4 protein-coding genes, 1 tRNA gene and 3 rRNA genes are annotated in these 16,815 nt (G+C 65.6%); 1 reads left to right on the forward strand and 7 read right to left on the reverse strand.

Annotation, left to right across the window (positions count from 1 at the left end):
- Positions 1-42 precede the first annotated feature (42 nt).
- The gene (locus tag AC4BDD_RS06950) at positions 43-5,502 is read right to left on the reverse strand and encodes a HAMP domain-containing protein (protein ID WP_490690094.1); all 5,460 of its coding nucleotides are present in this window, start codon (positions 5,500-5,502) and stop codon (positions 43-45) included.
- Between the two features lie 251 nt (positions 5,503-5,753).
- Here AC4BDD_RS06950 and AC4BDD_RS06955 point away from each other — a divergent pair, with 251 nt between their 5' ends.
- Complete coding sequence (locus AC4BDD_RS06955) at positions 5,754-8,384, forward strand: SpoIIE family protein phosphatase (RefSeq protein ID WP_490690095.1); 2,631 nt, start codon at positions 5,754-5,756, stop codon at positions 8,382-8,384.
- 49 nt (positions 8,385-8,433) lie between these two features.
- Here the strand turns inward: AC4BDD_RS06955 and AC4BDD_RS06960 are convergent.
- From AC4BDD_RS06960 to AC4BDD_RS06985, 6 genes are all read right to left on the reverse strand, one after another.
- A tRNA-Thr gene (locus AC4BDD_RS06960) sits at positions 8,434-8,506 on the reverse strand.
- A 109-nt stretch (positions 8,507-8,615) separates the two neighbouring features.
- Positions 8,616-9,314, reverse strand: a complete 699-nt coding sequence (locus AC4BDD_RS06965; protein WP_490690096.1) for a DegT/DnrJ/EryC1/StrS family aminotransferase — start codon at positions 9,312-9,314, stop codon at positions 8,616-8,618.
- 107 nt (positions 9,315-9,421) lie between these two features.
- Positions 9,422-9,538 (reverse strand): 5S ribosomal RNA (rrf, locus tag AC4BDD_RS06970).
- Between the two features lie 78 nt (positions 9,539-9,616).
- Positions 9,617-12,740: ribosomal RNA gene (locus AC4BDD_RS06975) — 23S ribosomal RNA — on the reverse strand.
- Between the two features lie 288 nt (positions 12,741-13,028).
- A 16S ribosomal RNA gene (locus AC4BDD_RS06980) occupies positions 13,029-14,556 on the reverse strand.
- The 16S, 23S and 5S rRNA genes sit together here, the layout of an rRNA operon.
- A gap of 507 nt (positions 14,557-15,063) precedes the next feature.
- Positions 15,064-16,749, reverse strand: coding sequence for a ribonuclease J (locus tag AC4BDD_RS06985; protein ID WP_490690097.1), 1,686 nt, complete (start codon positions 16,747-16,749; stop codon positions 15,064-15,066).
- Positions 16,750-16,815 lie beyond the last annotated feature (66 nt).

Here is a 16,815-nt window from a genome sequence, read left to right on the forward strand (position 1 = left end):
CCACGGTCTGTCAACCACCGAGGCGCAGAACGCGCCCCACCGTCACTCTGTGCGCATCCACTGCTCCATCACCGTGAGGAGATGATCGGTGTCGACGGGCTTGGTGACATAGTCCGACGCGCCGGACTCGATGCTCTTCTCCCGGTCGCCCTTCATCGCCTTCGCGGTGAGCGCGATGATCGGCAGCCCCGCGAACTGCGGCATCCGGCGGATCGCCGCGGTCGTGGCGTAGCCGTCCATCTCCGGCATCATGATGTCCATCAGGACCAGCACCACATCGTCGTGCTGCTCCAGCACCTCGATGCCCTCCCGGCCGTTCTCGGCGTAGAGGACCTGCAGTCCGTGCTGTTCCAGGACGCTGGTGAGCGCGAAGACATTGCGGATGTCGTCATCGACGATGAGCACCTTCTCGCCATGGAACCCGCCACCGGGCTCGGTGGCCACCAGGTCCTGGCCGCCGACCAGCCACGGCTCGGCGGCCTGCTCGGCGGCCGCCCGCTGCCGCCGCCGGGAGAGGCCGGCGGCGCCGCGGGACCGGGGCAGGCTCGCGGGTCCGGCGCCGGGCGCCTGGGCCGCCGGCACGCCCTCGCCGGCCGGCTCCCCCATCTCCAGGCCGGGGCCGTGCCCCAGATCGCCGCCCAGGGCCGGCTCCGGGTAGCCCGGAGGCGGCAGCTCGCTGGGGTGCAGCGGCAGATACAGGGTGAACGTCGAGCCGCGACCCGGTTCGCTGGCCACGCTGATCTCACCGCCCAGCAGTCGGGCGATCTCCCGGCTGATGGACAGCCCAAGGCCCGTGCCGCCGTACTTGCGGCTGGTGGTGCCGTCGGCCTGCTTGAACGCCTCGAAGATCACCCGCATCTTGCTCGCCGCGATGCCGATACCGGTGTCGGTGACCGAGAAGGCGATCATCTGGTCGTCGGGGGCGCGCAGCGAGCCGTGCTCCAGGAGCTGTTCGCGGATCGTGTCCGGCACATCGGCGCCGGCCGGCCGGATGACCAGCTCCACGGCGCCGGTGTCGGTGAACTTCACCGCGTTCGACAACAGGTTGCGCAGCACCTGGAGCAGCCGCTGCTCGTCGGTGTGGAGCGTCGCGGGCAGCTCCGGGGAGACTCGCACCGAGAAGTCCAGGCCCTTCTCCGCGGTGAGCGGGCGGAAGGTCGCCTCGACGTAGTCGACCAGCTGGACCAGGGCGATCCGGGTCGGGCTGACGTCCATCTTGCCCGCCTCGACCTTGGACAGGTCGAGGATGTCGTTGATCAGCTGGAGCAGGTCCGAGCCCGCGCCGTGGATCGTCTCGGCGAACTCCACCTGCTTGGGCGAGAGATTGCCGGCGGCGTTGTCCGCGAGCAGCTTGGCCAGGATCAGCAGCGAGTTCAGCGGCGTCCGCAGCTCGTGCGACATGTTCGCCAGGAACTCGGACTTGTAGCGCATCGAGACCGCGAGCTGCTCGGCGCGCTCCTCCAGGACCTGCCGCGCCTCCTCGATCTCGGTGTTCTTCACCTCGATGTCGCGGTTCTGCCGGGCCAGCCGCTCGGACTTCTCCTCCAGCTCGGCGTTGGAGGACTGCAGCGCCTTCTGCCGGTTCTCCAGCTCCGCGGATCGCTCCCGCAGCTGCTCGGTCAGCTCCTGCGACTGCTTCAGCAGCACCTCGGTCTTGGTGTTGACGCTGATGGTGTTGACGCTGGTGCCGATCATCTCGGCGATCTGGTTGAGGAAGTCCTTCTGGATCTGCGCGAAGGGCTGGAAGGAGGCCAGCTCGATCACGCCGAGGACCTGTCCCTCGAAGAGCACCGGCAGCACGATCACATGGGCCGGGGCCGCCTCGCCCAGCCCGGAGGCGATCTTGAGGTAGCCCGGCGGCACGTTCTCCACCAGGATGGTGCGCTTCTCCTCCGCGGCGGTGCCGATCAGCGACTCGCCCGGCTTGAAGGAGGTCGGCATCGAGCCCTTGGAGTAGCCGTAGCTGCCGATGAGCCTGAGCTCGTAGTCGCCGGTCTCCGCGCCGTCCGCGCCCGCGCCCTGCTCCTCCTCGACCGCCGTGGCCAGGAAGAACGCGCCGTGCTGGGCGGAGACCACCGGGGTCAGCTCGCTCATGATCAGCCCGGCGACGTCCTCCAGCTCACGCCGCCCCTGCATCAGGCCGGAGATACGGGCCAGATTGCCCTTGAGCCAGTCCTGCTCCTTGTTGGCGAGGGTGGTCTCCCGCAGGTTGGTGATCATCGTGTTGATGTTGTCCTGGAGCTTGAGGATCTCGCCGGCCGCGTCCGCCTCGATCTTCAGGTTCAGATCGCCGCGGGTCACCGCGGTGGCCACCTCGGCGATGGCCCGCACCTGACGGGTCAGGTTGCCCGCCATCTCGTTCACCGATTCGGTCAGGTCCTGCCAGGTGCCGGCCACGTCCCGCACCCGGGCCTGACCGCCCAACTGGCCCTCCGTACCCACCTCGCGGGCCACCCGGGTGACCTCCTCGGCGAACGAGGACAGCTGGTCGACCATGGTGTTGATGGTGGTCTTCAGCTCCAGGATCTCGCCCCGGGCGTCGATGTCGATCTTCTTGGTCAGGTCGCCGTTGGCGATCGCGGTGGTGACCATCGCGATGTTCCGCACCTGGCCGGTGAGGTTGCTGGCCATCGAGTTCACCGACTCGGTGAGGTCCTTCCAGGTCCCCGCGACACCGGGCACCCGGGCCTGGCCGCCGAGGATCCCCTCGGTACCCACCTCGCGCGCCACCCGGGTGACCTCGTCCGCGAAGGACGACAGCGTGGTCACCATGGTGTTGACGGTGTCGGCGAGCTGCGCGACCTCGCCGCGCGCCTCGACGGTGACCTTCTTCGTCAGATCGCCGTTGGCCACCGCCGTCGCCACATGGGAGATGTTCCGCACCTGATTGGTCAGGTTGTTGGCCATCAGGTTGACGTTGCTGGTCAGGTCCTTCCAGATGCCGGTGACGCCCGGCACCCGCGCCTGACCACCCAACTGACCCTCGGTACCCACCTCGCGGGCCACCCGGGTCACCTGCTCGGCGAAGTCCGACAGCTGATCCACCATCGTGTTCACCGTGGTGACCAGCTCCAGGATCTCGCCCTTGGCGTCAACGGTGATCTTCTTCGACAGGTCGCCCTTGGCGACCGCCGTCGTCACCTCGGCGATGTTGCGCACCTGGGAGGTGAGGTTGTTCGCCATGCCGTTGACGGACTGGGTGAGGTCCTTCCAGGTGCCGGAGACCCCCTGCACCTCGGCCTGCCCGCCCAGGATCCCCTCGGTGCCCACCTGGCGGGCCACCCGCGTCACCTGCTCCGCGAAGGACGACAGCTGGTCGACCATGGTGTTCAGGGTGTTGCGCAGCTCCAGGATCTCGCCGCGCGCGTCCACGTCGATCTTCTGCGACAGGTCGCCGCGCGCCACCGCGGTCGCGACCTGCGCGATGTTGCGGACCTGAGCGGTGAGGTTGCCCGCCATGCCGTTCACCGAGTCGGTCAGATCACGCCACACGCCCGCGACCCCGGGCACCTGCGCCTGACCGCCCAGCCGCCCGTCCGTGCCCACCTCGCGGGCCACCCGGGTCACCTGCTCGGCGAAGTCCGACAGCTGGTCCACCATCGTGTTGATGGTGTTCTTCAACTCCAGGATCTCGCCGCGGGCGTCCACCTCGATCTTCTGCGACAGGTCACCGCGGGCCACCGCGGTGGTCACCTGGGCGATCTGCCGCACCTGCGAGGTCAGGTTTCCCGCCATGAAGTTGACGGAGTCGGTGAGGTCCTTCCAGGTGCCGGAGACGCCGTCCACCTTGGCCTGACCGCCCAGCCGGCCCTCGGTGCCCACGTCCCGCGCCATCCGCGTGACCTGGTCGGCGAAGGACGACAGCTGGTCGACCATGGTGTTCACGGTGTTCTTCAGCTGGAGCATCTCGCCGGAGACGTCGACGGTGACCTTCTGCGTCAGGTCTCCGTTGGCCACCGCGGTGGTCACCTGGGCGATGTTGCGGACCTGCCCGGTGAGGTTGCGGAAGGCGGTGTTCACCGAGTCGGTGAGGTCCTTCCACGTACCCGCCGCGCCCGGCACCTGGGCCTGACCGCCCAGTTCGCCCTCGACACCGATCTCCCGGGCCACCCGCGTCACTTCGGCACCGAAGGACTGGAGCTGGTCGACCATCGTGTTGACGGTGTTCTTCAACTCCAGCATCTCGCCGGCCACGTCGACGGTGACCTTCTGCGACAGATCACCGTTGGCCACCGCGGTGGTCACCTGCGCGATGTCCCGCACCTGGGCGGTGAGGTTGCGGAAGGCGGTGTTCACCGAATCGGTGAGGTCCTTCCACGTACCCGCGGCACCCGGCACCTGCGCCTGACCGCCCAGCAGACCCTCGGCACCCACCTCGCTGGCCACCCGCGTGACCTCGTCGGCGAAGGTACGCAGCGTCTCGGTCATGGTGTTGATGGTGTCGGCCAGCTGCGCGACCTCGCCGCGGGCGCTCACCGTGACCTTCTGCGACAGGTCGCCGCTGGCCACCGCCGTCGTCACCTGGGCGATTCCGCGCACCTGCGCGGTGAGGTTCCCGGCCATCAGGTTGACCGAGTCCGTCAGGTCCTTCCACACGCCCGCGACCCCGGGCACCTGCGCCTGGCCACCCAGTTCGCCCTCGGTGCCGACCTCCCGGGCGACCCGGGTCACCTCGGAGGCGAACGACGACAGCTGGTCCACCATCGTGTTCACGGTGTTCTTCAGCTCGAGCATCTCGCCGGCCACATGCACCGTGACCTTCCGCGAGAGATCACCCTTGGCCACCGCCGTCGTGACGAGGGCGATGTCACGCACCTGGGCGGTGAGCCGGGACGCCATCGTGTTGACGGAATCCGTGAGGTCCTTCCAAGAACCGGACATTCCGCGCACCCGCGCCTGCCCGCCGAGCTTCCCCTCGGTTCCGACCTCGCGGGCCACCCGCGTCACCTCGTCGGTGAACGCCGACAACTGGTCGACGAGCCCGTTGACGGTACGGCCGACCTTCAGGAACTCACCGCGCAGCGGATGCGGAGAAGAGGCGTCCGTTCCCTGCGCGCGCAGCTCCATCCGCTGCTCCAGGTCACCCTCGGCGACGGCCGACAGGACGCGGCCCACCTCGGAGACCGGCCGCACCAGATCGTCGACCAGCGCGTTCGACGCGTCGACGGCCGCGGCCCAGGCGCCCTCGCACGGCCCGATCTCCAGCCGCTCGGTCAGCTTGCCCTCGCGGCCGACCACCCGCCGGACCCGCGCGAGCTCCCCGGTGAGCTGGAGGTTACGCTCCGCGACCTCGTTGTAGACCTCGGCGATCTCGGCGAGCACATCGTCGCCGGACACCACCAGCCGCTTGCGGAAGTTCCCGTCCCGCATGGCCGTCATCGCGGTCAGCAACCGGTGCAGGGTCGCCGTCTCGACCTCGATCGTCGCACTGCGCTGTCTGCCCCGGGACTGTCCGCCCTTCGCGCGCGTGCTCTTGCCCCGCGCCGCTGCGCCAGACTCCACCGTGTCCCTCCCGCAGGGTCGACCATCCTCGTCGGGTTCTCTACTCAAGCTTTCCCAGTGTTTCACCCCGGCCCGGCCAGGCGATAACAGTTCGGCAGCATCGCACACCGGACAGTGCACTCTCAGGGTGGAAACACTCCCCACCGGCATTCGCGCGAGCGCTGGAGGTAAGTAACCTGGCATCCGGCTAGGGCATCGGAGGGGCGCTGCACATGGGTGATCGGATCGCCGAGACACAGCTGAGGAGACCAGTGATCACCGCACGGGCGGCCGCCACCTTCGAACCGATCGGGCGCTCCGTCGCCGCCGCCCGCGCCTTCGTCCGGGACACCCTGCAGGGCTGGGGGCTCACCGACATCGTCGATGACGCCGTGGTCCTCACCAGCGAGCTGGTCACCAACGCCGTGGTGCACGCCGGCACCGCCGCCGACGTCAGCTGTATCCGGGCGGAGAGCAGCGTACGGGTGGAGGTCGGCGACCGCTATCCGGAACGCGAGCTGCCGCTGGAGCACGCCGGGCGTAACTACGGCTCCCCCGATCGCGAGGGCGGCCGCGGTCTGCTTCTGTGCGCCGCACTCGCCTCCCGCTGGGGCGTGGAGTACAGCGCCGCGCACAAACAGGTCTGGTTCCAGCTGGACTTCCCCGACCGCCCGGCGGGCACCCGCTCGGCCGGCCCGGCCCTGCCGTCGGAGGCCCTGCCGCTGGCCGACACCCGTATCCATGTCGCGGTCATCCAGATCGACCGCACCGGCGCCGTCAGCGCCTGGAACGACGACGCCGCGGTGCTGTTCGGCTACGGACCGGAGCAGATCATCGGCAAGCCGCTGACCGACCTGGCGGCCTGGCCGCACACCCCCGGCACCGGCACCGGAATCGCCGAGGCACTCCAGCTCTCCCGCTGGGAGGGCAGCTACGGGATCCGCGGCGCCGACGGGCGCGTCGTCGCCGTCTACGCCTCCCATCTGCGGGTCCGCGACGCGGAGGGTGAGCCCTCCACTGTCTGTCTGCTGGTCCGCGACCACGAGCGGGCGGTGCTGCAGAGCCCGACCCGCGGCCCGGCCCCGGAGTCCGGCAGCAGCCCCGACCGCGGATCCCCCGCCGACGCCTTCGAGGTGTTCATCGGCTCTCCGGCCCCCGACGACCTGGACGGGCTGCTCCAGCGCACCGTCGAGCGCGCCCGGGACATGCTCGACGGCGACTCGGCCTATCTGCTGCTCGCCACCGACGACGAGACCGAGCTGGAGGTCCGCGCCTCCACCGGCCTGCCCTCCGCCCGCCAGCGCTTCGCCCGCGTCCCCGTCGAGGCCGGCACCGGACGCTACGGCTCCGCCCGGATGCCCGCGGTCCACGAGGACCTCAGCGTGGTGCCCGGCGCGGTGCCGCTGCTCGCCAACACCGGAATGCGCTCGGTCGTCACCGTGCCGCTGAAGGTGGAGGGACGGCTCACCGGTTCCATCGGCGTCGCCGCCGAGGCCCCCGGCCGCTACAGCAACGAGGAGGCGCTGCGGCTGCAGTTCGCCGCCGACCGCATCGCGCTCGCCGTCGAATCGGCCCGGCTGACCGAGCTGGAGCGGCTGCGCCGCGGCTCCCTGTCCTTCCTGGTGGAGGCGTCCGACCTGCTGGCCGGCACCCTGGACCGCGACCAGACGCTGGCCCTGATGGCGCAGATGACCGTGCCCACGCTGGCCACCTGGTGTGCCGTCTACACCATCGCCGACCCCGCCTCCGATCCGGAGCTGAGCTACGTCCTGCACGAGGACGAGGACCGCATCGACGGCCTCAAGGCGCTGCTGGCGAAGGTCGATCCGCCGGATCCGGTGCCCACTCCCGGCGCCCGGGTCTGGTCCGCGCCGGGCGACGCCGCGCACGCCGCGGCGCTCCGCACCACCCTGCGCAGCCTCAACCTGGGCGATGCCGCCCGTCCTTCGTCCGGCCCGGGTGCCACGCTGGCCACGGCTTCCGCGGTCGGCGGCGAGACGGTCGTCCTGCCGTTGGTGGCGCGTAACCGGGTCATCGGCATGCTGACCCTCGGCAAGCCCGCCGACGAGCACTTCCGCCAGGAGATCCTGGAGCTGGCCGAGGACCTGTCCCGCCGGGCCGCGCTCGCCCTGGACAACGCCCGGCTCTACTCCGAGCGCACCGCCATCAGCCAGTCGCTCCAGCGCAGCCTGCTGCCGCCGGAGCTGCCCGAGGTCCCGGGCGTGGAGGTCGAGGTCATCTACCGCGCCGCCGGCGAGGGCAACGAGGTCGGCGGTGACTTCTACGACCTCTTCCCCATCCGCGATGGCGCATACGGCTTCGCCATCGGAGACGTCTGCGGCACCGGGCCGGAGGCCGCCGCCGTCACCGGCCTCGCCCGGCACGCACTGCGGCTGCTGGCCCGTGAGGGCTTCGGCGGCCCCGCCGTGCTGGAGCGGCTCAACGCCGCCATCCTGGACGAGGGCGCCCGCAGCCGTTTCCTCACCCTGCTCTACGGCGAACTGTGGCCCCAGCCCGATGGCAGCGCGATCCTCAAGGTGGTGTGCGCCGGGCATCCGCTGCCGCTGCGTCTGCGCCCGGACGGCCGCGTGGAGGCGGCCGCCGAACCCCAGCCGCTGCTCGGTGTGATGGACGACCTGGAGTTGTACGAGCAGACGGTGACGCTCGATCCGGGCGACGTTCTGCTGTGTGTCACCGACGGGGTGACCGAGCGGCGCGAGGGCACCCGAATGCTCGGCGACGACGGCCTGATGGACGTCCTCACCACGTGCACCGGGCTGACCGCCGGCGCGGTCGCGGCCCGGGTGCTGCGGGCCGTGGAGCGCTTCGCGGCCGATCCGCCCTCCGACGACATGGCGATTCTCGCGATGCGGGTGCCCGAGCCGCAGATCCAGGAATCCTGAACACGAAGAAGGCCCCCGCCATATGGCGGGGGCCTTCTTCTTTTACCAGAGCCCCAATACGGAATCGAACCGTAGACCTTCTCCTTACCATGGAGACGCTCTGCCGACTGAGCTATTGGGGCGGGCCAACGGAGTAAATACTACCCGAACTTTCGAGCGCTCAGAACCAGCCTCCCCGCCCTCCCAGCAGCCCTTCCGTCTCCTGCCGCCGTCCTTGCCGTCCGGGTCGGTTCAGGCAGCGTGCTGCAACAGTCCGCCCAGCGCGTTGCACGCCGATACGACCCGCTGCAACTCCCGCCGCGACATGACTCCGTCGACGGGCAGGGCCAGGCATTCGTCCGCGGCCCGCTCGGTCGCCGCCAGCCACACATCGCGCTGGAAGCGCTGTGTCCGGTGCACCGGTGTCTGCACCGGGACGTGGCACACGACGCCACGGGATCGCAGCGCCCTGGCGAACGCGTCCCGGTCGGGGCGTCCGTTGCCGGGCACCCGGACCACGTACTGCTGATAACTGTGTTCGACGCCTCGGGCGACCTGGGGCGGGATCACGCCGCGCAGCTTGCTGTCCAGTACGGCGGCGTGGGCCTGGCGGCGGGAAATCTCGTCGGCCGGCTCCTCCAGCGCGCCGTGGCCGATGATGTTCAGGCCGTGCCGGGCGCCTACCTGGTGGATGCGGGGCATGTCCGCCGGATGGCCGAAGGTGTGCACGGCGATCACGGCGACGGTCCGCGGAGTGACCGCCGCGGCGACGGCATCCGGGTCTATGCAGTACGTGGTGGCGTCTATGTCCACGAACACCGGCCGGGCGCCGGCCAGCAGCACGGCTTCGGCGGCGTCGGAGGTGCCGTAGGACGGCACGATCACCTCGTCGCCGGGACGCACGCCCGACTCTGTCAACTCGCGTCGCAGTTCATCCGCAGGAGTCCCCATGGGCGGCATCGTGCCCAGGCAACGTGAACACCGGGTGACCCGCAGCGCAACGCGAGTAAGCCCTGCCAGGAACCAAAGGTCCCCGACAGGGCTTACTCTCACAATTTGTTCGGCGGCGTCCTACTCTCCCACAGGGTCCCCCCTGCAGTACCATCGGCGCTGAAAGGCTTAGCTTCCGGGTTCGGAATGTAACCGGGCGTTTCCCTAACGCAATGACCACCGAAACACTATGAAGATATCGAACTCCAGCCAGCAAAGGCGAATTCGTTACTTCAGAACTAACACAGTGGACGCGAGCAACTGAGGACAAGCCCTCGGCCTATTAGTACCAGTCAACTCCACCGGTTACCCGGCTTCCATATCTGGCCTATCAACCCAGTCGTCTACTGGGAGCCTTACCCTCTCTAGGAGGTGGGAGTCCTCATCTCGAAGCAGGCTTCCCGCTTAGATGCTTTCAGCGGTTATCCCTCCCGAACGTAGCCAACCAGCCATGCCCTTGGCAGAACAACTGGCACACCAGAGGTTCGTCCGTCCCGGTCCTCTCGTACTAGGGACAGCCCTTCTCAAGACTCCTACGCGCACAGCGGATAGGGACCGAACTGTCTCACGACGTTCTAAACCCAGCTCGCGTACCGCTTTAATGGGCGAACAGCCCAACCCTTGGGACCGACTCCAGCCCCAGGATGCGACGAGCCGACATCGAGGTGCCAAACCATCCCGTCGATATGGACTCTTGGGGAAGATCAGCCTGTTATCCCCGGGGTACCTTTTATCCGTTGAGCGACGGCGCTTCCACAAGCCACCGCCGGATCACTAGTCCCGACTTTCGTCCCTGCTCGACCCGTCGGTCTCACAGTCAAGCTCCCTTGTGCACTTACACTCAACACCTGATTGCCAACCAGGCTGAGGGAACCTTTGGGCGCCTCCGTTACCCTTTAGGAGGCAACCGCCCCAGTTAAACTACCCACCAGACACTGTCCCTGATCCGGATCACGGACCCAGGTTAGACATCCAGCACGACCAGAGTGGTATTTCAACGACGACTCCACACACACTGGCGTGCATGCTTCACAGTCTCCCACCTATCCTACACAAGCCGAACCGAACACCAATATCAAGCTATAGTAAAGGTCCCGGGGTCTTTCCGTCCTGCTGCGCGAAACGAGCATCTTTACTCGTAATGCAATTTCACCGGGCCTATGGTTGAGACAGTCGAGAAGTCGTTACGCCATTCGTGCAGGTCGGAACTTACCCGACAAGGAATTTCGCTACCTTAGGATGGTTATAGTTACCACCGCCGTTTACTGGCGCTTAAGTTCTCAGCTTCGCCCCGTCGAAACAGAGCTAACCGGTCCCCTTAACGTTCCAGCACCGGGCAGGCGTCAGTCCGTATACATCGCCTTACGGCTTCGCACGGACCTGTGTTTTTAGTAAACAGTCGCTTCTCGCTGGTCTCTGCGGCCACCCCCAGCTCAGGAAGTAAATTCCATCACCGGAAATGGCCCCCCTTCTCCCGAAGTTACGGGGGCATTTTGCCGAGTTCCTTAACCATAGTTCACCCGAACGCCTCGGTATTCTCTACCTGACCACCTGAGTCGGTTTAGGGTACGGGCCGCCATGAAACTCGCTAGAGGCTTTTCTCGACAGCATAGGATCATCCACTTCACCACAATCGGCTCGGCATCAGGTCTCAGCCTTAACGTGTGACGGATTTGCCTACCACACGGCCTACACCCTTACCCCGGGACAACCACCGCCCGGGCTGGACTACCTTCCTGCGTCACCCCATCGCTTACCTACTACCACCTTGGGTCAGCGGCTCCACCACTCCCCCTCACTCCGAAGAGATCAGAGGCGGCTTCACGGCCTTAGCATTAATGGGCTCGATATTGGGCGTTTCAAAGCGGGTACCGGAATATCAACCGGTTGTCCATCGACTACGCCTGTCGGCCTCGCCTTAGGTCCCGACTTACCCTGGGCAGATCAGCTTGACCCAGGAACCCTTAGTCAATCGGCGCACACGTTTCTCACGTGTGAATCGCTACTCATGCCTGCATTCTCACTCGTGAACCGTCCACAACTACCTTCCGGCGCTGCTTCACCCGGCACACGACGCTCCCCTACCCATCACAGTCCCCGTTGGGGGTATGTACTGCAATGACACGACTTCGGCGGTACGCTTGAGCCCCGCTACATTGTCGGCGCGGAATCACTTGACCAGTGAGCTATTACGCACTCTTTCAAGGGTGGCTGCTTCTAAGCCAACCTCCTGGTTGTCTCTGCGACTCCACATCCTTTCCCACTTAGCGTACGCTTAGGGGCCTTAGTCGATGCTCTGGGCTGTTTCCCTCTCGACCATGGAGCTTATCCCCCACAGTCTCACTGCCGCGCTCTCACTTACCGGCATTCGGAGTTTGGCTAAGGTCAGTAACCCGGTAGGGCCCATCGCCTATCCAGTGCTCTACCTCCGGCAAGAAACACACGACGCTGCACCTAAATGCATTTCGGGGAGAACCAGCTATCACGGAGTTTGATTGGCCTTTCACCCCTAACCACAGGTCATCCCCCAGGTTTTCAACCCTGGTGGGTTCGGTCCTCCACGAAGTCTTACCTCCGCTTCAACCTGCCCATGGCTAGATCACTCCGCTTCGGGTCTTGAGCGCGCTACTACATCGCCCTATTCGGACTCGCTTTCGCTACGGCTTCCCCACACGGGTTAACCTCGCAACACACCGCAAACTCGCAGGCTCATTCTTCAAAAGGCACGCAGTCACGACATACAAGCAAGCTTGCATGCGACGCTCCCACGGCTTGTAGGCACACGGTTTCAGGTACTATTTCACTCCGCTCCCGCGGTACTTTTCACCATTCCCTCACGGTACTATCCGCTATCGGTCACCAGGGAATATTTAGGCTTAGCGGGTGGTCCCGCCAGATTCACACGGGATTTCTCGGGCCCCGTGCTACTTGGGAAATAAGCAAGCAAGCCGTACAGATTTCAGCTACGGGGGTCTTACCCTCTACGCCGGACCTTTCGCATGTCCTTCGCCTATCCATACGGTTTCTGACTCGCCCAGCCGCCGGCAGACGACTGAAGCTCACTCCCACAACCCCGCATGCGCAACCCCTGCCGGGTATCACACACATACGGTTTAGCCTCATCCAGTTTCGCTCGCCACTACTCCCGGAATCACGGTTGTTTTCTCTTCCTGCGGGTACTGAGATGTTTCACTTCCCCGCGTTCCCTCCACATACCCTATGTGTTCAGGTATGGGTGACAGCCCATGACGACTGCCGGGTTTCCCCATTCGGACACCCCCGGATCAAAGCTCGGTTGACAGCTCCCCGGGGCCTATCGCGGCCTCCCACGTCCTTCATCGGTTCCTGGTGCCAAGGCATCCACCGTGCGCCCTTAAAAACTTGGCCACAGATGCTCGCGTCCACTGTGCAGTTCTCAAGCAACGACCAGCCACCCGTCACACACCACAAAACTTGCGATGCTTTACCGGGGCCGGCGTTTGAAGGGCAAGCAAACGCTCGCACCCTCAGACACCCAACAGCGTGCCCGACACGATCCCCCTCCCCGCGTCCCGTTCCACGCCCCGAAGAGCAGTACTAGGAAGACGGATCAGACGATCCTGCCGAGTAGTCAACGTTCCACCCATGAGCTGACCGTGCGAGACATTCGCTCGCAGACGGTGCTGTGCTCCTTAGAAAGGAGGTGATCCAGCCGCACCTTCCGGTACGGCTACCTTGTTACGACTTCGTCCCAATCGCCAGTCCCACCTTCGACGACTCCCTCCCACAAGGGGTTGGGCCACCGGCTTCGGGTGTTACCGACTTTCGTGACGTGACGGGCGGTGTGTACAAGGCCCGGGAACGTATTCACCGCAGCAATGCTGATCTGCGATTACTAGCGACTCCGACTTCATGGGGTCGAGTTGCAGACCCCAATCCGAACTGAGACCGGCTTTTTGAGATTCGCTCCACCTCGCGGTATCGCAGCTCATTGTACCGGCCATTGTAGCACGTGTGCAGCCCAAGACATAAGGGGCATGATGACTTGACGTCGTCCCCACCTTCCTCCGAGTTGACCCCGGCAGTCTCCTGTGAGTCCCCATCACCCCGAAGGGCATGCTGGCAACACAGAACAAGGGTTGCGCTCGTTGCGGGACTTAACCCAACATCTCACGACACGAGCTGACGACAGCCATGCACCACCTGTACACCGACCACAAGGGGGCACCCATCTCTGGATGTTTCCGGTGTATGTCAAGCCTTGGTAAGGTTCTTCGCGTTGCGTCGAATTAAGCCACATGCTCCGCCGCTTGTGCGGGCCCCCGTCAATTCCTTTGAGTTTTAGCCTTGCGGCCGTACTCCCCAGGCGGGGAACTTAATGCGTTAGCTGCGGCACGGACAACGTGGAATGTCGCCCACACCTAGTTCCCAACGTTTACGGCGTGGACTACCAGGGTATCTAATCCTGTTCGCTCCCCACGCTTTCGCTCCTCAGCGTCAGTATCGGCCCAGAGATCCGCCTTCGCCACCGGTGTTCCTCCTGATATCTGCGCATTTCACCGCTACACCAGGAATTCCGATCTCCCCTACCGAACTCTAGCCTGCCCGTATCGAATGCAGACCCGGGGTTAAGCCCCGGGCTTTCACATCCGACGCGACAAGCCGCCTACGAGCTCTTTACGCCCAATAATTCCGGACAACGCTCGCGCCCTACGTATTACCGCGGCTGCTGGCACGTAGTTAGCCGGCGCTTCTTCTGCAGGTACCGTCACTTTCGCTTCTTCCCTGCTGAAAGAGGTTTACAACCCGAAGGCCGTCATCCCTCACGCGGCGTCGCTGCATCAGGCTTTCGCCCATTGTGCAATATTCCCCACTGCTGCCTCCCGTAGGAGTCTGGGCCGTGTCTCAGTCCCAGTGTGGCCGGTCGCCCTCTCAGGCCGGCTACCCGTCGTCGCCTTGGTAGGCCATCACCCCACCAACAAGCTGATAGGCCGCGGGCTCATCCTGCACCGCCGGAGCTTTCCACCACCAACCATGCGGTCAGTGGTCATATCCGGTATTAGACCCCGTTTCCAGGGCTTGTCCCAGAGTGCAGGGCAGATTGCCCACGTGTTACTCACCCGTTCGCCACTAATCCCCCACCGAAGCGGGTTCATCGTTCGACTTGCATGTGTTAAGCACGCCGCCAGCGTTCGTCCTGAGCCAGGATCAAACTCTCCGTGAATGTCTACCGGTAATCCGGTTGCACACTCGCGTTGAGCGGAACCAAGGAGAGGAATAGTCCCCTCGGTTCACAGCGTCCTCGCTGTGTTTTTTCTTCAAAGGAACCTCGTCCCAGACCATCAGGCCCGGAGACGGGGTATCAACATATCTGGCGTTGACTTTTGGCACGCTGTTGAGTTCTCAAGGAACGGACGCTTCCTTCGTACTCACCCTCTCGGGCTTTCCTCCGGGCGCTTCCCTTCGGTGTTTCCAACCTTACCAGATCCGTTTTCCGTTCCCCTGCTTCTCGAAAGTTGCAGTCGGTCGGAATTCATTTCCGGTGGCCGTTGGAGGGCCTTTGCCTTTCGGCTGTTCCGACTTTATCAGAATTCTCTGAGCCGGATTTCCATCCCCACCGGGGGCGAGCGAGACGCCAGCAGGCGTCCGCCGTTCCCTGTGAGGTGGAGCCGTAAACGTAACGGAGCGGGGCGCCCGATGCAAATCGAGCGCCCCGCTACCTGAGCCGTCGTCAGACCTCTACGACGACAGGGAGGATCATCGGGCGTCGCCGGTAGGTGTCGGAGACCCACTTGCCGATGGAACGGCGTACCAGCTGCTGCAGCTGGTGGGGGTCGACGACGCCGTCGGAAGCGCTCTTGGCCAGGGCCTCCTCGACCTTCGGCATCACCTCCGCGAATGCCGCGTCGTCAATGCCGGAGCCCCGGGCCTGGATGTGCGGGCCGCCCACGATCTTGCCGGTCGTGCTGTCGACGACGACGAAGACGGAGATGATGCCTTCCTCGCCGAGGATGCGCCGGTCCTTCAGCGAGCTCTCGGTGACATCGCCGACCGAGAGCCCGTCGACGTAGACGTAACCGGCCTGGACCTTGCCGACGATCTTGGCGATGCCGTCGACCAGGTCGACGACCACGCCGTCCTCGGCGATGACACAGCGGTTCTTGGGCACACCCGTGAGGGCTCCCAGCTCGGCGTTGGCGCGCAGGTGCCGCCACTCGCCGTGCACCGGCATCAGGTTCCTGGGCTTGCAGATGTTGTAGAAGTACAGCAGCTCGCCGGCCGAGGCGTGGCCGGAGACGTGCACCTTGGCGTTGCCCTTGTGGACGACGTTCGCGCCCCAACGGGTGAGGCCGTTGATCACCCGGTAGACGGCGGTCTCGTTGCCGGGGATGAGCGAGGACGCGAGGATCACGGTGTCGCCCTGGACGATCCGGATCTGGTGATCGCGGTTGGCCATCCGGGACAGCGCCGCCATCGGCTCGCCCTGGGAGCCGGTGCAGACGAGCACGATCTCGTCGTCCGGCAAGTCGTCGAGGGTCTTCACGTCCACCACGAGCCCGGCGGGGACACGCAGGTAACCCAGATCGCGGGCGATGCCCATGTTGCGGACCATCGAGCGGCCGACGAAGGCGACCCGGCGCCCGTACTCGTGCGCGGCGTCGAGGATCTGCTGGATGCGGTGCACATGGCTGGCGAAGCTGGCCACGATGATGCGCTTCTGCGCACCCGCGAAGACCTGGCGGAGCACCCCGGAGATGTCGCGCTCGGGCGGTACGAAGCCCGGGACCTCGGCGTTGGTCGAGTCCGACAGCAGCAGGTCGATGCCCTCCTCACCGAGCCTGGCGAAGGCCGGGAGGTCGGTGAGCCGGCGGTCCAGCGGCAGCTGGTCCATCTTGAAGTCGCCGGTGTGCACGGCCATGCCCGCCGGGGTGCGGATGGCGACCGCGAGGGCGTCCGGGATGGAGTGGTTGACCGCGATGAATTCGCAGTCGAAGGGGCCGATGCGCTCGCGGTGCCCTTCGACGACCTCGAGGGTGTACGGGCGGATGCGGTGTTCCTGGAGCTTCGCCTCGATCAGTGCGAGGGTCAGCTTGGAGCCGATCAGCGGGATGTCCGGCTTCTCGCGCAGCAGGAACGGGACGCCACCGATGTGGTCCTCGTGGCCGTGCGTGAGCACGATGCCGTCGATGTCGTCCAGACGGTCCCGGATGGACGTGAAGTCCGGCAGGATCAGGTCGACTCCGGGCTGCTCCTCCTCGGGGAAGAGCACTCCGCAGTCGACGATCAGCAGCCGGCCGCCGTATTCGAAGACCGTCATGTTGCGGCCGATCTCGCCCAGGCCACCGAGCGGGGTGACGCGGAGGCCGCCCTCGGGAAGCTTCGGCGGGGGTCCGAGCTCAGGATGCGGATGACTCAAAAGACTCTCCTCACCACACACGCCACATGCCCGGTGGGCACATGGCGCGCGTGACATTCGTGCACT

The organism is Streptomyces sp. JLBT605 (assembly GCF_058215555.1).

Excerpts from the sequence above, each read along its gene's own strand:
- AC4BDD_RS06965 (WP_490690096.1), bottom strand. The coding sequence starts at position 9,314 with ATGGGGACTCCTGCGGATGAACTGCGACGCGAGTTGACAGAGTCGGGC.